This window comes from Streptomyces sp. NBC_01571, from assembly GCF_026339875.1.
Classification (GTDB): Bacteria; Actinomycetota; Actinomycetes; order Streptomycetales; family Streptomycetaceae; genus Streptomyces.
Genome location: NZ_JAPEPZ010000001.1, coordinates 4,638,463 through 4,655,036 on the forward strand (window position 1 = coordinate 4,638,463; position 16,574 = coordinate 4,655,036).

The window sequence follows — 16,574 nt, forward strand, 5'->3', positions numbered from 1 at the left end:
ACAGTCGGTGGTCGGTGGCAGGTGGCCGCAGGGGTGTCCGCGAAGGGGGGCGAATGTCCTGGTTCTGTCACCGGAAGGCGACAGGCGGAGATCGTGGGAACCCTGCTCTGCACCGCGCGCTCTTTCCCCACGCACCGGAGCGGATCACCCACATCACAAGGAACTGGAGAAGCCCGTGAATACGCCGAACTCAGCAGCGCGGCGCGCACTGGGGGCCTGTGCCGCCCTGATGGTCGGCGCCCTCGCCCTCACCGCCTGCGGCGGCAACGCCAGTGCCGAAACCGACGGCAAGGGCGGCAAGAACGGCAGCGGCTCGGCCAAGACGTCCACGGCGAAGATCGTCATCTCGGCCAAGGACGGTTCGACGAGCGCGTCCATCAACGCGACCGGCGTGAAGGTGAGCGAAGGCAAGCTGACGGACGTGAAGATGACGGTGTCGGGGAGCGGGGCCGCCGTGCCGGGGGCGATAGCCGCCGACGGCAGCAGCTGGCAGCCCGAGGCACAGCTGGAGCGCGGGACGAAGTACCGGATCTCGGCCACCGCGAAGGACGCCAACGGGCGCACGGCGGCCGCCAACTCCATTTTCACGACGGTCTCTTCGAGCAACAGCTTCATCGGTACGTACACGCCCGACAACGGCAGCACGGTCGGCGTCGGGATGCCGGTCTCCTTCACCTTCGACAAGGCGATCAGCAAGCAGAAGGCCGTGCAGTCGCACATCAGCGTCACTTCCAGCAGCGGGCAGCAGGTGGTCGGGCACTGGTTCGGCGCGCAGCGGCTCGACTTCCGGCCCGAGCAGTACTGGAAGGCAGGCTCCAAGGTGACGATGAAGATCGACCTGGACGGCGTCGAGGGGGCGAACGGCGTCTTCGGCGTACAGAAGAAGACGGTCACCTTCACCATCGGCCGCTCGCAGGTCTCCACGGTTGACGTCAACACCCAGACCATGACGGTGGTACGGGACGGCAAGACCCTCAAGTCGGTGCCGATCTCGGCCGGCAGCCCGGAGCACACGACGTACAACGGGCAGATGGTGATCTCCGAGAAGTTCACGCAGACGCGGATGAACGGCTCGACGGTGGGCTACGGCGGCGAGTACGACATCCCGGACGTGCCGCACGCGATGCGCCTGACGACCTCGGGCACCTTCGTCCACGGCAACTACTGGTACAACCGCGGGAATCCGCCCTTCGGCCGGCAGGGCACCAGCCACGGCTGTGTGGGCATGGCCGACGTGCAGGGCGCGCAGGGGGACACGACCGCCAAGTGGTTCTTCGACAACTCCCTCGTCGGGGATGTCGTGACGGTGAAGAACTCGCCCGACAAGACGGTCGCACCCGACAACGGTCTGAACGGCTGGAACATGTCGTGGAGTGCGTGGACCGCGGGAAGTACCGCCTGACGGGACGCCGTTGACGCCGGAGCGGGCCGCGTGGGAACTCGCCGCGCGGCCCGCTCGTTTTTGTGTCCGTACGTTTTCTCGGTTCCCAGGAATGATGTCGGACCGAGGGGCTACGGTATGCACCCACAAGGTGACATGCAGCAACGCCGGGAGAAACCTTGAGCGTTCCGTACGAGACAGCAGCGTACGAACCACCCGAGTCGCCCGAGTCTCCGGAGGAGCACCTCGCGCGACTCCTCGGCCGTGCCCTGAACTCCTTCGAACTGCCCGACGAGGCGATACGCCGGCTCGACTGCGCGCTGGCGCACGACAGTTCGCTGCACTCCGCGCACCACAGCGCGGGGCTGCACCGCGAGACGTACCGGCACACCTGGCTGCTCGCCGACGGCTCCGCGGTCACGCTGTGGGAGCTCGTGCACAACACGGCGCCGGGAAGCGCTCCGCAGCACGAGGTGTACGTCGACGAGGAGGAGCTGCGCGCGGCCACGGCGCGGCTGCCGCTGCCGCCGGACGCGCCGGACTTCGAGCTGCCGGTGATGGACAGTCTGTCGCCGATCCCCGAGCCGCGGCACGCGTACGTGCCCGACGACTCGGCGGACCACGCGCGGCGTCTGCTGCGGCGCGCGGAGAACGCGGACCGGCCGGGTCCCGACCTGGCGTCGCTGTTGCTGCGGACCGCGTTCGCGCACCAGATCACCCAGGCCTTCGGCCGCCCCTGCCGGGCAGGCCAGGTGGGCCTGTGCTTCTCGCTCTACGAGCACGCGTTCCTGCTCCGCGACGGCGGGGAGATCTCCCTGTGGGAGGTCGAGCACACGGCGACGCCGGACGGTCGGCACATGTGCGAGGTCTACCCGACGGAGGAAGCGGCCCGCGCCGCGATGGAACGCCGGGCAGCGCGACTCGGCTGACACGACTCGGCCAAGACGACTCGGCCGACACCACTGGACCGACCCGACGCGGCGGCCGATACCACTGGACTGACAGGACTCGGTGCGGATGTGGCCCGGTGTCGCAGGGGACGCCGTTGCGGGCCGGCGCCGCGGAGCACGCCTTCTACGGGCGGCTGTCGCTGAACTGCCGTACCAGGCCCGCGAACGCGGCGCGCTCCTCGGGGGTGAGCTCGACGGACTCGGCGACGGGGCCGGAGCGCCGCTGGTGGGGTATCGCCCGCAGCACGGCTCCGCGGGGCCGCAGGACGCCCGCGGCGCGGGCCCGGCGCACCAGACGGATCAGACCGATGGCCCAGACGACGGTCAGGAGGGCGAGGACCGCCACGCCGATCAGCTGGGAGATCGATACATGCTCAGGCATACGCACCAGTAGACACCACGGTCCGGGGCTTGACCCCGGACCGTGACGTATATCGCAGATGCCCCGAAGGGGGCTGATCTCTCACAGGTGCGGTGAACGGCTCACCACCGCACCAATCGGGCGGGCGGAAGGCGGCGCGTCTCAGGCCGCGACCGGCTCCGTGGTATCGGCCTTCGCCGCTATGGGAGCGTCCGCGACACCCGCGCCCGCGTCGGCGGAAGCCTGCTTCCGCATGCCCTTCAGGACGACCACCAGCGCGGTGGTGACACAGACGCCGGCCGCGATCGCGATCAGGTAGAGGAACGGGTTGCCGATCAGCGGGACCACGAAGATGCCACCGTGCGGGGCCCGCAGCGTGGCGCCGAAGATCATCGACAGGGCTCCGGTGACCGCGCCGCCCGCCATGGCGGAGGGAATGACGCGCAGCGGGTCGGCGGCCGCGAACGGGATCGCGCCCTCCGAGATGAAGGAGGCGCCCAGGACCCAGGCCGCCTTGCCGTTCTCGCGCTCGGTCTGGGTGAAGAGCCGGCCGCGCACCGTCGTGGCGAGGGCCATGGCGAGCGGCGGGACCATACCGGCCGCCATCACGGCCGCCATGATCTTCATGGCCGAGTCGCTGGGGCTCGCGACCGCGATACCGGCGGTGGCGAAGGTGTACGCGACCTTGTTGACCGGGCCGCCGAGGTCGAAGCACATCATCAGGCCGAGCAGCGCGCCGAGCAGGACCGCGTTGGAGCCGGTGAGGCCGTTGAGCCAGTCGGTCATGCCCTTCTGCGCGGAGGCGATGGGCTTGCCGATGACCACGAACATCAGGAACCCGACGATCGCCGCGGAGATCAGCGGGATCACCACCACCGGCATGATGCCGCGCAGGGCCGCCGGGATCCTCACCTTCTGGATCCCGATCACCACACCACCGGCGAGGAGACCGGCGGCCAGGCCGCCGAGGAAGCCGGCGTTGATGGTGAGGGAGATCGCCCCGCCGACGAAGCCGGGCACGAGACCCGGCCGGTCCGCCATGCCGTACGCGATGTAGCCCGCCAGCACCGGGACGAGGAACCCGAAGGAGACGCCGCCGATCTGGAAGAGCAGCGCGCCCCAGCTGTCCGCCTGGGTCCACACGAAGTGGTCCATCACCGACGGCGCCTTGTTGATCTGGTAGCCGCCGATCGCGAACCCGAGGGCGATCAGCAGACCGCCGGCCGCGACGAACGGGACCATGTAACTCACACCGGACATCAGCCACTTGCGGAGCATGGTGCCGTAGCCCTCACCGGAGGTTCCGGCGCGCTCCATCGGCGTGCCCGGTGCGGTGCCCGCGGTGACCTCGCCGCGCTCCGCCTTGCCGCGGACCTCGGAGATCAGCTCGGTGGGCCGGTTGATGCCCGCCTTCACACCGACGTCCACGGTCGGCTTCCCGGCGAACCGGTCCTTGTCCCGTACGGGCACGTCGTGCGCGAAGATCACGCCGTCCGCGGCCGCGATGACCGCCGGGTCGAGCCGGGTGAATCCGGCCGAGCCCTGTGTCTCGACGACGAGTTCGACGCCCGCCGCGCGGCCCGCGTTCTCCAGCGACTCGGCCGCCATGTAGGTGTGCGCGATACCGGTGGGGCAGGAGGTGACGGCGACGATCCGGAACGGACGCTCGCCGGTGGTGCCCGTGGCGGTGTCGGCGGAGGCCGCCGCCGACACCGCCACGGAGTCCTGGGAACCCTCGGCCGCCTCGGCCCCCTCGGTGGCTTCGGTCTCCTCGGTCGTTGCCGGGGACGCGGCCGTGCCGGCAGCCGTGGCCGCCGGGGACTCCTCGCCGCGGATGAGCGCGGCGGCTGCCGTCGCGTCGTCCACGGCCCGCAGCGCGGAGGTGAACTCGGCGTTCATGAGCTGGCGGGCCAGCGACGACAGGATCGTCAGATGCGCGTCGTCGGCGCCCGCCGGAGCGGCGATCAGGAAGATCAGGTCGGCGGGCCCGTCCGGCGCCCCGAAGTCGATCCCGGCGGCACTGCGTCCGAAGGCGAGCGTCGGCTCGGTGACGTGTTCGCTCCGGCAGTGCGGGATGCCGATGCCGCCGTCGAGACCGGTCGGCATCTGCGCCTCCCGGGCGGCCACGTCGGCGAGGAAGCCGTCCAGGTCGGTGACCCGGCCCTTGGCAACCATGCGCTCGGCGAGGGCGCGTGCCGCCGCCTCTTTGGTCTCGGCGGACAGGTCGAGATCGACCAGGTCCGCGGTGATCATCTCGCTCATCGCGGGCTCCTTTGCACGCGTATCGCCCGTGGGGAGTGGGCGGGGGTGGGGACAGGGGTGAGGACGGGGGTGAGGACGGGGGTGAGGACGGTGGTGCCGCACGCGGAGAACTCCGTAGGTGCGGGGATGGCGGGATCTGCCGGGTCTGGGGGACCTGCGAGAACTGCGTGATCCGTGTGATCCGCGTGATCCGCGAGGCCGGTGCCGTGGGTGGGACCGGGGAAGTCCCGCCACTTCAGCGCCCGTTCGGGAGGCGCCTTCGGGACCGGACCGCGGCGGCTCGACGTCTCCGGGGCCGGCCCGGGGAGCGCGTCCCGGCGCGCGGCCGCGCTCGTGGCGGCGGTGCCCGTCATGACACCGGCTCCGTGAGGACGCGGTCCACGGGGATCTCCGTCGTGACGGTCACGCCGGAGGGGTCGAGATCGGCCGGTCCCGGCATGACGCTGCCGGGCAGCTGCACGGCAGCGGCACCGTGGGCGACGGCGGAGGCGAGGGCTTCCGGGCCACGGCCGCCGGCGATCAGGAATCCGGCGAGCGAGGAGTCACCGGCGCCCACGTTGCTGCGTACGGCGTCCACCCGGGCGCTGCCGAACCAGGCTCCCGAGGCGTCCACGAGCAACTGCCCGTCCGCGCCGAGGCTCGCGAGCACGGCGCCCGCGCCCATCTCGCGCAGTTCCTCGGCGGCCTTGATCGCGTCGCCCACGGTGGTCAGGGGGCGCCCGACGGCTTCCGCGAGCTCCTCGGCGTTGGGCTTCACCACGTCGGGCTGCTCGCGCAACGCCGCGAGCAGCGCCGGCCCCGAGGTGTCCAGGGCGATCCGGGCACCTGCCGCGTGGGCGCGGGCGACGAGGTCGGCGTACCAGGAGGGACCGAGTCCGCGCGGCAGGCTGCCGCAGCAGGTGATCCAGTCGGTGTCGCCGGAACGGTACTGCCGGCGCACCGTCTCCAGCAGCGACTCGGCCTCGGCGGGAGAGAGTTCGGGGCCGGGCGCGTTGATCTTCGTGAGGGTGCCGTCGGGTTCGGCGACCGAGATGTTCGACCGGGTGGCTCCCGCGACCGGGACCGGGGCGACCTCGATGCCCTGCGCGTCCAGCAGCTCGGCGACGAGTGCGCCGGGCGCGCCGCCCAGGGGCAGTACGGCGATCGTGCGCCGCCCGGCCGCGGCGACCGCGCGAGAGACGTTCACGCCCTTGCCGCCCGGGTCCATGCGCTCACCGGTGGCCCGGTTGACCTCGCCGCGGTCCAGCGAGGGGACCTCGTACGTGCGGTCGAGGGAGGGGTTCGGGGTGACGGTGAGGATCATGCGCGTACTACTTCCGTGCCACCGCGCTCGATGTCGGCGGCGTCTTCTGGGCTCAGACCGGTGTCGGTGATCAGCAGGTCCACGTCGCTCAGGTCGCCGAAGCGGGCGAAGTGCTCCTGGCCGTGCTTGGAGGAGTCGGCGAGCAGCACCACCCGGCGCGCCGCCTGGACGGCCGCGCGCTTCACGGCGGCCTCGGCGAGGTCGGGGGTGGTCAGTCCGTGCTCGACGGAGAAGCCGTTGGCGGCGATGAACAGGACGTCGGCGCGGATCTCGCCGTACGCCCGCAGCGCCCAGGCGTCCACGGCGGCGCGCGTACGGTGCCGGACGCGTCCGCCGACCAGGTGGAGCTGGATGCCGGGATGGTCCGCGAGGCGGGCCGCGATCGGCAGACTGTGGGTGACGACGGTGAGCGTCGCCTCCAGCGGGAGGTCGCCGGCTAGGCGGGCGATCGTGCTGCCGGCGTCGAGGATCACCGTGCCCTCGCCGGGCAGTTCGGCGACGGCGGCCAGGGCGATGCGGTCCTTCTCGTCGGCCGCGGTGGACTCGCGCTCCGCGAGATCGGGCTCGAAGTCCAGGCGCCCGGCGGGTATGGCACCGCCGTGCACCCGCCGCACGAGACCCGCGCGGTCGAGGGCCTTCAGGTCACGCCGGATGGTCTCCGCGGTCACCTGGAACTCCTCGGCCAGCGACAGCACGTCCACCCGTCCGCCGTCACGAGCCAGCCGGAGGATCTCCTGCTGCCGCTCCGGTGCGTACATGTCCGTTCGCCTCCGACCGATGCCCGAATCTGTGGTTTCAGTCGGAGGCTACGCCCGGATTTCCGGAAAGTAAACAGGTTCGGACGCGGGACGGACACAAACAGGCATCGACGCTTCTCAGAGGCGTCCCGAGAGCGGACCTGATCGATCCCCGCACCCGCCTCCGGACCGCCCACGCCACCGGAACCGCCGGGCCCGCCCGCGCGAACGGCCGGTGCCCGCCCTCCGCGGACGGAGAACGGGCACGTGACCTGGGGGCACCGGCCCCTCGGGCCGCTCGCTGTCGAACCTCGGGAGATCAGCCCATCAGCACCGGCCCACCGTCGGACACCTCGGCGTCCTCCGACGAACGCACACTGTCCTGCACACCGTCCCGCCCCGCGGACGGGGACTCCTCCCCGGCGGACCCCTCCTCGGCGGACTCCTCCCCCGCCCCCTCCACATGCTGCGCCGGCCGCTTCGGCAGCGCGAACATCAGGAGGAAGATGACCGCCATGACCGCCACGACCCAGCCCAGCGCGTACTGGAAGGCGTCCACGAAGGCCGGGCCCACCTGGACCAGGGTGAGCCGGTCGGCGATCTGGCCGAAGAAGACCACCGAGACCAGCCCGAGGCCGAGCGCGTTGCCCATCTGCTGCACGGTGTTGATGAGCCCGGACGCCGAACCGGAGTGCTCGCGCGGAACCTCCGACAGCACCGCGTCGGTCAGCGGGGCCACGATGAAGCCCATGCCCGCGCCCATCACGACCAGCGGAAGGGCCATCTGCCAGGAGGCGATGGACATGCCGTACCGGCCGGCCTCCCAGATGTAGAGCAGTACGCCCACCGCCATGATCAGCGCGCCCGCCTGGAGCACCTTGCGCCCGAAGCGCGGGACGAGCAGCTGCACCGACATACCGGCCGCGGCCGAGACCGCGATCGAGAACGGCACCCCGGTCAGCCCCGCCCGCAGCGGGGTCCAGCCCAGACCGACCTGCATGTACAGCGTCCAGACCAGGAAGAAGATGCCGAGGCCGACCCCGAAGACGGTCTGTACGGCGATGCCCGCGGCGAAGCTCTTCACCTTGAACAGCGACAGCTCGACCAGCGGCGAACCGTCCCGCGCGGCCTTGCGCTTCTCGTACGCCACCAGCGCCGCGAAGACGACGAGGGAGCCGGCCATCGACGCGTACCCCCACAGCGGCCAGCCCAGCTCGCGCCCGCGGGTCAGCGGGTAGAGCAGCATCAGCAGGGCCAGCGTCACGAGAGCCACACCGACGAGGTCGAGCTTGAGGGCTTTCGGCGCCTTGGACTCGCTGATGAAGCGCCGTCCCAGGATCAGCGCGGCGACACCCACCGGCAGGTTGATGAGGAAGATCGGCCGCCACTCCAGGCCGAACAGGTTCCACTCGGTGAGCAGCGCGCCGAGGAGTGGACCGGACACGGCTCCCAGACCGATGATCGCGCCGAAGAGACCGAAGACCTTCCCCCGCTCGTGCGCCGGGAAGGTGGCGTGCACGATCGACAGCACCTGCGGCACCATCATCGCGGCCATGCCGCCCTGCAGGATCCGCGAGGCGACGAGCATCTCCGGGTTCGCGGCGAAGCCGCACAGTGCCGAGGCGACCGTGAATCCGCCTATGCCGAGGAGGAAGACCCGCTTGCGGCCGTGGATGTCGCCGAGCCGTCCGCCCGTGATGAGGCCGGCGGCGAAGGCCAGCGCGTAGCCGGCCGTGATCCACTGGATCTGGCTGAACGAGGCGCCCTCGTCCCGCTGGATCGACGGGATGGCGATGTTGACGATCGTGACGTCGACGAGGTCCATGAAGGCCGCGGTCATCACGATGGCCAGGGCGATCCAGCGCCGCCGGTCGGCCGCGGCGGCCGAGCCGTGCGCCTGCACGGCCGCGCCGCTGGGAGGGGTGTCGGTGGAGGTCATGAGAAGAAGGTAGGCCCCCATTAGGTCAGTTCATGTCCTAGACGTGCGGCACTCTGGGAAACATGACGACGGACACGCCGGCCCGGCTTCTCCAGCTGCTCTCCCTCCTCCAGACGCCCCGCGAGTGGCCCGGCGGTGAGCTGTCCGAACGGCTCGGGGTGTCCCGGCGTACCGTCCGCCGCGACATCGACCGGCTCCGCGAGCTGGGGTATCCGGTGCAGGCGACGAAGGGCGCCGACGGCGGGTACCGGCTGGTGGCGGGCAAGGCGATGCCCCCGCTGGTGCTCGACGACGAGGAGGCGGTGGCCATCGCGGTGGGCCTGCGGGCGGGCGCCGGGCACGCGGTCGAGGGCGTGGACGAGGCCTCCGTACGGGCCCTCGCCAAACTGGAGCAGGTGCTGCCGTCCCGGCTACGGCACCGCGTGTCCACCCTGCAGGCCGCGACCACCCCGCTGACCAGCGGGGACGGGCCGAGCATCGCACCCGAGACACTGACCGTGATCGCCTCGTCGGTGGCCGGCCGCGAGCGGCTGCGGTTCGCCTACCGCTCCGGGGACGGCACACCGTCGCGGCGGCAGGCCGAGCCCTACCGGCTCGTCTCCACCGGCCGTCGCTGGTACCTGGTGGCGTACGACCTCGACCGCGCCGACTGGCGCACGTTCCGCGTCGACCGCATCACCGAACCCTTCGCGACGGGCGTCCGTTTCACAGCGCGCGAGCTGCCGACGGGAAGCGCCGCGGAGTATCTGCGGCGGTCGATGTACCGGCGTCAGGAGACGTACGACTTCGAGGTCACCTTCGCCGCGCCCGCGGCGTTCGTCGCGGCCCGGCTGCCCAACTGGCTCGGCGCGCCCGAACCGATCGACGAGCACAGCTGCCGGCTGCGGACCTCCGCCGGTGACTCGGTGGAGTGGCTGGCCGTGCGGATCGCCCTGGTCGACTGCGAGTTCACGGTCCATCGGCCGCCGGAACTGGTCGGCTACATACGGGAGTTGGGCGAGCGTCTGACGCGGGCGACGGGCGGTACGGAAGGCTTCGGCACCGTGATCGGGTGACGCACGCCGAGGTACGCCGCCGTGCCGATCCCGGCGGTGCGCATCCGCAGGCGCCGATCCGCCGCTCCGTCGTGGCGGCGCGCGTTCAGGCGGTGCCCCAGGGAAAGTCACGCAGCGCTTCGAGGTGGCTCAGCGCGCGCGGTACCGGTCCGGCGGGGCCGTCCGCCGGGTCGTCCCCCGCGGCCCAGGTCTCCACCGCGACGCGCACCGCCGCGCCGGCGACCGCGGCACTGAGCCGGATTCCGGAAGCCGTCACGCGCCCCGCCCCGGCATCACTCGCCGCGCCGGCGCGATCGGCACCATCACCGCCTGCGACACCGCTGTCCGGCGCATCCCCACCCGGCTCCTCGCCACCCGGCGCACCACCACCCGCGGCACCACCCGCGGCACCACCCCGCTGGGAAAGCCGCGCCGCCAGCACCCCCTCCAGGGTCCGTTCCGCCCCCTGGCACGCCTCGCCCCACACTCTGAGCAGGGCGGGGCTCCCGTCGGCCAGGCGGAGGAGGGAGCGGGCCCATTCCATGGACTCCGGCCGCACGCCGACACCGGGTGTGAGGGTCCGGACGACGGCGTGGCGCAGCGCGTCGAGGACGGACAGGCCGGCCGGGGCGTCGCGTACGGCCTCGGCCCACTTCTCGACGCCCGCGGCGAAGAGCGGGCCGAGGGCCTCCTCCTTGCCGGCGAAGTAGCGGTAGAAGGTGCGCGGCGCGACCCCGGCGGCGCGGGCGATGTCCTCGGCGCGGGTGGCCCGCAGGCCGTGCTTCATGAAGAGTTCCGCCGCGGCGCGGGCGATCTCCATCCGGGTGGCGGCCTTCCGCCGCTCGGTCAGCGACAGACCGGCACCCGCGCCCGCACCGGTGCCGACGCCCGGTCCGGTATCGGTGCGGGTACCGGCACCAGGGCCGGAGCTCGCGTTGATGCTGGTGCCGCGCGACGGGGAGTTCCCTGCGTGGGCGGCAGAGGCACGGACGGCGGGGCGGGCCGTGCGTTCGGTACCGGTCACGGTCGGCAGGTTATGCCTCTGTGGCAGACTCTGCCATCCGGGTCACCCCGGGGTTCAGGTACGGGGTGGCCCGTCGGCCTGCCCGAATCCGACCCGCCCGCGCCGCCTTCCCCCGACGACCGCGCCGAGCGAAGGCCCCGTACAGCCGAGCGAATGCCCCGCACGAAGGCCCCGCCCGCGAAGACGGCGCAAGACCCCGCACGACGACAAAATGGAGCCGAGCCCCGGCGCCAGGGGGGGAAGGCGCCGAAGCTCGGCTCTGGAAGAGTCCCGGCGCGGGGGGGGGAGTGCGTCGGGACTCGGTTCTGGGGGGTCTGGGGCCTGCGCCCCGGGACCCTGAACCCTGGGCCCTGAGGTCTTGTGCCCAGAGCTCAGCGTTTTGAAGCGGCGTTACATGGCCATGTCCGGTCGAGTTATGGCCGACCTCAAGCGGTTACGGATCGGCCGCCCCGCCCGGACGGACCGGACGGGTGCTTCGGATCCCTACGAACCATACGCGGACCGGAACGGTATGAACCGCACGAACCGCGCGAACCGCACGTACTCATTACGTCGCCCTCGTCACGTCGGCCCCGTCACACCGCCCCCGTCACGCGGACCCTCGTCACGCCGCCGCGTCGAAGCCCGTGTCGCGAGCCAGCTTCTTCAGCTCGAGCAGCGCGTGCTTCTCGATCTGGCGGATGCGCTCACGGGTGAGGCCGTGCTCCTTGCCCACCTCGGTGAGCGTGCGCTCGCGGCCGTCGTCGATGCCGTACCGCATCTTGATGATCGAGGCCGTGCGCTGGTCGAGGCGGCCGATGAGGTCGTCCAGTTCCTCGCTGCGCAGCAGCGTCAGGACCGACTGCTCCGGCGAGACGGCGGAGGTGTCCTCCAGGAGGTCACCGAACTGGGTGTCGCCGTCGTCGTCCACCGCCATGTTCAGCGAGACCGGGTCGCGGGCCCAGTCCAGCACGTCACCGACGCGCGCCGGGGTCGAGTCGAGCTCGGCGGCGATCTCCGCGTGCTCGGGCTCCCGGCCGTTCTTCCGGTTGAACTCGCGCTGCACACGGCGGATCCGGCCCAGCTCCTCGACGAGGTGCACGGGGAGACGGATCGTGCGTGACTGGTCGGCTATGGACCGGGTGATGGCCTGACGGATCCACCACGTCGCGTACGTCGAGAACTTGAAGCCCTTGCGGTAGTCGAACTTCTCGACCGCGCGCACCAGGCCCGCGTTCCCTTCCTGGATCAGGTCCAGCAGCGGGAGGCCGCTGCGGGGGTAGCGGCGCGCCACCGCGACGACCAGCCGCAGGTTCGAGCGGATGAAGACGTCCTTGGCCCGCTCGCCCTCGACGATGAGCGCCTCTAGTTCCTCACGGGTCGCGTCCGCCTTGGGGGCATCCACCTCGCCGTCGATGATCTGCCGCGCGAACACACCCGCCTCGATGGTCTGGGACAGCTCGACTTCCTTGGCGGCGTCGAGCAGGGGTGTGCGCGCGATCTCGTCGAGGTACATGCCGACCAGGTCGCGGTCGGCGATTTCGCCGCCTACGGCGCGAACACTGCGTGCCGCGTCGCTGGTCTCGCCGGTGGCGGACTGACGACGGGCGACGGCACGGGTTGCCATGCGTGCTCCCTTGCGTATGGAGGTTCCCCCTGCTCCAGCCGGGGCCGAGAGCTCGGGGGAGGGCTTGCGGATCCTGGTGGCGGCTCGGTCACTCACCCGAGTGCCCGGCATCCGAAGGAAACAACGACTGGAATCCGGACAGAATTCCCAACCCGTTCCCCTATTTTTCTGATCATGCAGTACCCTGTGCCGCCACAGCAGGGGGTCAGATGACGTCAGAACGTACAGATGTGCAGGTCAGGGCCGGAGTCGAGGGCGATCTCGTCGGCCTCACCGAGATCTACAACCACTACGTGCGCGAGACGCCGATCACCTTCGACACGGTGGCCCTCACTCCGGAAGACCGCCGTCCGTGGCTGCTCTCCCACCTGGAAGACGGTCCGCACCGCCTGATGGTTGCCACGGACACGGACCCGGAAGCAGGGGATCCGGAAGCAGGGGGCGGGCGGATTCTGGGATACGCCACCTCCAGTGGCTTCCGCCCGAAGGCCGCCTACGTCACCTCGGTCGAGGTGTCCGTCTACCTCGCCCCCGACGCGGGCCGCCGCGGCATCGGCACGCTCCTGTACGAGGCACTCTTCGAGGCGCTGGCCGGCGAGGATCTGCACCGCGCCTACGCGGGCGTCGCGCAACCCAACGAAGCGTCCGTGCGACTGCACGAACGCCTCGGGTTCCGGCACGTAGGCACGTACCGGGAGGTGGGCCGCAAGTTCGGCCGTTACTGGGATGTCGCCTGGTACGAGAAGGAGCTCTGACCCGGCGGCTGCCTGGCTCGGCCCCGACGCCACCCGACGCCGCCCCTCCGGTGACTCCGCCTCGCCGGTGCCCGGACCTCAGCCGAACTGCACCGACCGCTTCGCCAGCCCCATCCAGAAGCCGTCGATCACGGACTTCTGGCCGTCGAGCTCGCCGGTGGCGTCCGCCGCGCCCATCGTCACGAACAGCGGGGCGAAGTGCTCGGTACGGGGGTGTGCCAGCAGACCGGCCGGCGACTTGTGGGTGAAGTCGAGCAGGGAGTCCCAGTCGTGGGCGTCCAGGGCCCGGTGACCCCAGTCGTCGAACTCGGCCGACCAGGACGGGACGCCGCCCTGCCGCAGCGCCGCCAGATTGTGCGTGAAGAATCCGGAGCCGACGATCAGGACGCCTTCGTCACGGAGCGGGGCCAGCTTGCGGCCGATGTCCATCAGCTTCACCGGATCGAGGGTCGGCATCGAGATCTGCAGGACGGGGATGTCGGCCTCGGGGAACATCTCGACCAGGGGCACGTAGGCACCGTGGTCGAGGCCGCGGTCCGGGATGTCCTGGACGGGGACGCCGGGTGCGCGCAGCAGCTTTCGTACGGACTCGGCGAGCCGGGGGGCACCGGGGGCCGCGTATCGCACCCGGTAGTAGTGCTCGGGGAAGCCCCAGAAGTCGTACACGAGCGGCACGGTCTCCACCGCGCCGAGGGCCAGCGGGGCCTCCTCCCAGTGGGCGGAGACCATCAGGATCGCCTTGGGGCGGGGCAGTTCGGCGGACCAGGCGGCCAGCTGGCCGGGCCAGACCGGGTCGTCGGCCAGCGGCGGGGCGCCATGACTGAGGTAGAGGGCGGGCATGCGCTCCCGCGGGGCACGCCCCTCGGTGACGTCGGACATGGCGACAGACATGGCGGCTACTCCCTCCGGGGGTTCCATCGTAGGACCGATCATCCCGTTATTTGAAGTCTCAAGCTCTCCTGCCCGACTCTACCCCCGACTTGTTTAAGCTTCAAGAAGAGGCTCGTACAGTGGAGTACATGAACACGGCATCCGCACCCGCTGAAGAGCCGCGCTGGCTCACCGACGAGGAACAGCGCACCTGGCGTGCGTACATGCACGCCGCCACCCTCCTCGAGGACCACCTCGACCGGCAGCTGCAGCGCGACGCGGGCATGCCGCACGTCTACTACGGGCTGCTCGTCCAACTCGAGGAGGCTCCGCGCCGACGCCTGCGGATGACCGAGCTGGCGATGAACGCCAAGATCACCCGCTCCCGCCTCTCGCACGCGATCGCCCGCCTGGAGAAGAGCGGGTGGGTGCGCCGGGAGGACTGCCCCTCCGACAAGCGCGGGCAGTTCGCGGTGCTCACCGACGAGGGCTACGCGATGCTGCGCAAGGCGGCCCCGGGCCATGTCAGCGCCGTGCGCCAGGCCTTCTTCGACCGGCTCACCCCCGAACAGCACAAGTCCCTCGGCGACGCCATGCGCGTCATCGCCGAGGGACTCCAGCCGAAGGACGCGGGCGCGGATCTGCCCTGGCTGCGGTAGCGCTCCGCCGGGTGCGCCGGCCCCCGGACGCGGGTCCGCCCCGGCTCCGACGAAGTCGGAACCGGGGCGGACCCTGGGATTCGTACGGGCGAGGCGTCCCCACCCCGCGCCCGTACGCGAAGTACCCGCGCCACGGGTGATCAGTGGGCGATTACCGGCACCTTGATCTCGTCCTCGGCGCCCTCACCCGAGCCCGCCGTCGAGGACATGTCCGGACGGCCGGTGTTGACGAGGGTCACGGCGATCGCGGAGGCGAGCACCAGGATGCCGACGGCGAACCAGATCGCGTTGGTGTAACCGTTCACCAGCCCTTGCAGCTGGACCAGCTGCTGCTGCGGCTTGGAGGCGGCACCACCGATGTGGTCCGCGATGTACGACGTGGTCGCCGAGGCGGCGATCGTGTTCAGCAGCGCCGTACCGATCGCGCCGCCGACCTGCTGCGAGGTGTTGACCATCGCGGAAGCGACACCGGCGTCCTGCGGCTGGACACCGTACGTGGCCAGGGACATGGCCGGCATGAACGCCGTACCCATGCCGAGGCCGAGCAGCAGCTGGGCCGGGAGCAGCAGACCGGCGTACGAGGAACCGATCTCCATCTGGGTCAGCAGGAGCATGCCGATCGCGGCGGTCAGGAAACCGGGGGCCATCAGCAGCCGGGGCGGGACCCGGGTCATCAGGCGGGCACCGATCTGCGTGGAGCCCGTGATCATGCCCGCGATCATCGGCAGGAAGGCGAAGCCGGTCTTGACCGGCGAGTAGCCCTTCACGATCTGCAGGTAGTAGGTAAGGAAGAGGAACAGGCCGAACATCGCGATGATCGCGAGACCGAGCGAGAGGTAGACACCGCCGCGGTTGCGCTCGGTGATCACGCGCAGGGGCAGCAGCGGAGCCTTGACCTTGGACTCGACGAGGACGAAGGAGGCGAGCAGCACCGCCGAGGCGACGAACAGGCCGATCGTGCTGGAGTCGCTCCAGCCCGCCGACTCGGCGCGGGTGAAGCCGTAGACGAGGGAGACCAGACCGAGGGTGGACAGGACGACGCCCGGGATGTCGAGCGGCGAGCGGTTGCGGCCGCCGGCCGGCTCACGGATGACGAAGTACGCGCCGAGGGCGGCGACGATCGCGAACGGGATGTTCACGAAGAACGTCCAGCGCCAGTTCAGGTACTCGGTGAGGAAACCGCCCAGGATCAGACCCACGGCACCGCCGCCACCGGCGATCGCACCGTAGATGCCGAAGGCCTTGGCGCGCTCCTTGGCGTCCGTGAACATCACGGCGAGCAGGGAGAGCGCGGCGGGCGCGAGCAGCGCGCCGAACGCGCCCTGAAGGGCGCGGGCCCCGAGCAGGAGGGCCTCGCCCTGTGCGGCGCCGCCGAGGGCGGAGGCGCCGGCGAAGCCGATCAGGCCGGTGACGAAGGTGCGCTTGCGGCCCCACAGGTCGGCGATGCGGCCGCCGAAGAGGAGCAGGCCGCCGAAGGCCAGGGCGTAGGCCGTGATGACCCACTGCCGGTTGCCGTCCGATATCCCCAGGTCACGCTGGGCGGAAGGCAGCGCGATGTTCACGATGGTCGCGTCGAGGACGACCATCAGCTGGGCGAGCGCGATGAAGGCGAGGGCCTTCCAGCGGTTGGAATGCGCGTCGGCCGCTTCCGCCGCCGTCGCTGTCGGTGTTGCTGATGAAGACATGGGGATAC

14 protein-coding genes are annotated in these 16,574 nt (G+C 71.1%); 5 read left to right on the forward strand and 9 right to left on the reverse strand.

From position 1 onward, the window contains the following. Positions 1-175 precede the first annotated feature (175 nt). Together OHB41_RS20725 and OHB41_RS20730 are read left to right on the forward strand one after the other, a co-directional pair. Positions 176-1,402 (forward strand): L,D-transpeptidase, encoded by a 1,227-nt coding sequence (locus OHB41_RS20725; protein ID WP_266699713.1) that lies wholly within the window; start codon positions 176-178, stop codon positions 1,400-1,402. A 158-nt stretch (positions 1,403-1,560) separates the two neighbouring features. After that, the gene (locus tag OHB41_RS20730) at positions 1,561-2,310 is read left to right on the forward strand and encodes a DUF6227 family protein (protein ID WP_266699714.1); all 750 of its coding nucleotides are present in this window, start codon (positions 1,561-1,563) and stop codon (positions 2,308-2,310) included. Between the two features lie 145 nt (positions 2,311-2,455). Here the strand turns inward: OHB41_RS20730 and OHB41_RS20735 are convergent, their stop codons facing one another. The 5 genes from OHB41_RS20735 to OHB41_RS20755 form a co-directional block, all read right to left on the reverse strand. Further along, complete coding sequence (locus OHB41_RS20735; RefSeq protein WP_266699715.1) at positions 2,456-2,713, reverse strand: hypothetical protein; 258 nt, start codon at positions 2,711-2,713, stop codon at positions 2,456-2,458. Between the two features lie 141 nt (positions 2,714-2,854). Next, the gene (locus tag OHB41_RS20740) at positions 2,855-4,954 is read right to left on the reverse strand and encodes a PTS fructose transporter subunit IIABC (RefSeq protein WP_266699716.1); all 2,100 of its coding nucleotides are present in this window, start codon (positions 4,952-4,954) and stop codon (positions 2,855-2,857) included. Positions 4,955-5,303: 349 nt separating this feature from the next. Continuing rightward, positions 5,304-6,257, reverse strand: a complete 954-nt coding sequence (pfkB, locus tag OHB41_RS20745) for a 1-phosphofructokinase (protein ID WP_266699717.1) — start codon at positions 6,255-6,257, stop codon at positions 5,304-5,306. Beyond that, the gene (locus OHB41_RS20750; RefSeq protein WP_266699718.1) at positions 6,254-7,015 is read right to left on the reverse strand and encodes a DeoR/GlpR family DNA-binding transcription regulator; all 762 of its coding nucleotides are present in this window, start codon (positions 7,013-7,015) and stop codon (positions 6,254-6,256) included. Before OHB41_RS20750 ends, pfkB begins: the two co-directional genes overlap by 4 nt. Positions 7,016-7,313: 298 nt before the next feature. Beyond that, on the reverse strand, positions 7,314-8,933 hold the full coding sequence (locus tag OHB41_RS20755) for an MFS transporter (RefSeq protein WP_266699719.1): 1,620 nt from the start codon (positions 8,931-8,933) through the stop codon (positions 7,314-7,316). Positions 8,934-8,995: 62 nt separating this feature from the next. Here OHB41_RS20755 and OHB41_RS20760 point away from each other — a divergent pair, with 62 nt between their 5' ends. Then, the gene (locus OHB41_RS20760; RefSeq protein WP_266699720.1) at positions 8,996-9,988 is read left to right on the forward strand and encodes a helix-turn-helix transcriptional regulator; all 993 of its coding nucleotides are present in this window, start codon (positions 8,996-8,998) and stop codon (positions 9,986-9,988) included. 85 nt (positions 9,989-10,073) lie between these two features. Here OHB41_RS20760 and OHB41_RS20765 read toward each other — a convergent pair whose 3' ends face one another. Both OHB41_RS20765 and OHB41_RS20770 read right to left on the reverse strand, forming a co-directional pair. Continuing rightward, complete coding sequence (locus OHB41_RS20765) at positions 10,074-10,991, reverse strand: TetR family transcriptional regulator (RefSeq protein WP_526024942.1); 918 nt, start codon at positions 10,989-10,991, stop codon at positions 10,074-10,076. A gap of 604 nt (positions 10,992-11,595) precedes the next feature. Further along, positions 11,596-12,597 (reverse strand): sigma-70 family RNA polymerase sigma factor, encoded by a 1,002-nt coding sequence (locus tag OHB41_RS20770; RefSeq protein ID WP_266699721.1) that lies wholly within the window; start codon positions 12,595-12,597, stop codon positions 11,596-11,598. A 209-nt stretch (positions 12,598-12,806) separates the two neighbouring features. Here OHB41_RS20770 and OHB41_RS20775 point away from each other — a divergent pair, with 209 nt between their 5' ends. Next, positions 12,807-13,352, forward strand: a complete 546-nt coding sequence (locus OHB41_RS20775) for a GNAT family N-acetyltransferase (RefSeq protein ID WP_266699722.1) — start codon at positions 12,807-12,809, stop codon at positions 13,350-13,352. A gap of 78 nt (positions 13,353-13,430) precedes the next feature. On the opposite strand, the gene OHB41_RS20780 is transcribed toward OHB41_RS20775, so the two are convergent. Next, on the reverse strand, positions 13,431-14,243 hold the full coding sequence (locus OHB41_RS20780; protein WP_266699723.1) for a dioxygenase family protein: 813 nt from the start codon (positions 14,241-14,243) through the stop codon (positions 13,431-13,433). A gap of 128 nt (positions 14,244-14,371) precedes the next feature. Between OHB41_RS20780 and OHB41_RS20785 the strand changes: the two genes are divergently transcribed. Then, the gene (locus OHB41_RS20785) at positions 14,372-14,881 is read left to right on the forward strand and encodes a MarR family winged helix-turn-helix transcriptional regulator (RefSeq protein ID WP_266699724.1); all 510 of its coding nucleotides are present in this window, start codon (positions 14,372-14,374) and stop codon (positions 14,879-14,881) included. A gap of 140 nt (positions 14,882-15,021) precedes the next feature. On the opposite strand, the gene OHB41_RS20790 is transcribed toward OHB41_RS20785, so the two are convergent. After that, complete coding sequence (locus tag OHB41_RS20790; RefSeq protein WP_266699725.1) at positions 15,022-16,566, reverse strand: MFS transporter; 1,545 nt, start codon at positions 16,564-16,566, stop codon at positions 15,022-15,024. Between the last annotated feature and the right edge of the window lie 8 nt (positions 16,567-16,574).

Coding starts and splice junctions, on each gene's coding strand:
- OHB41_RS20735 (WP_266699715.1), bottom strand. CDS start 2,713: ATGCCTGAGCATGTATCGATCTCCCAGCTGATCGGCGTGGCGGTCCTC.
- OHB41_RS20740 (WP_266699716.1), bottom strand. CDS start 4,954: ATGAGCGAGATGATCACCGCGGACCTGGTCGATCTCGACCTGTCCGCC.
- pfkB (WP_266699717.1), bottom strand. CDS start 6,257: ATGATCCTCACCGTCACCCCGAACCCCTCCCTCGACCGCACGTACGAG.
- OHB41_RS20750 (WP_266699718.1), bottom strand. CDS start 7,015: ATGTACGCACCGGAGCGGCAGCAGGAGATCCTCCGGCTGGCTCGTGAC.
- OHB41_RS20755 (WP_266699719.1), bottom strand. CDS start 8,933: ATGACCTCCACCGACACCCCTCCCAGCGGCGCGGCCGTGCAGGCGCAC.
- OHB41_RS20760 (WP_266699720.1), top strand. CDS start 8,996: ATGACGACGGACACGCCGGCCCGGCTTCTCCAGCTGCTCTCCCTCCTC.
- OHB41_RS20770 (WP_266699721.1), bottom strand. CDS start 12,597: ATGGCAACCCGTGCCGTCGCCCGTCGTCAGTCCGCCACCGGCGAGACC.
- OHB41_RS20775 (WP_266699722.1), top strand. CDS start 12,807: ATGACGTCAGAACGTACAGATGTGCAGGTCAGGGCCGGAGTCGAGGGC.
- OHB41_RS20780 (WP_266699723.1), bottom strand. CDS start 14,243: ATGTCTGTCGCCATGTCCGACGTCACCGAGGGGCGTGCCCCGCGGGAG.
- OHB41_RS20785 (WP_266699724.1), top strand. CDS start 14,372: ATGAACACGGCATCCGCACCCGCTGAAGAGCCGCGCTGGCTCACCGAC.
- OHB41_RS20790 (WP_266699725.1), bottom strand. CDS start 16,566: ATGTCTTCATCAGCAACACCGACAGCGACGGCGGCGGAAGCGGCCGAC.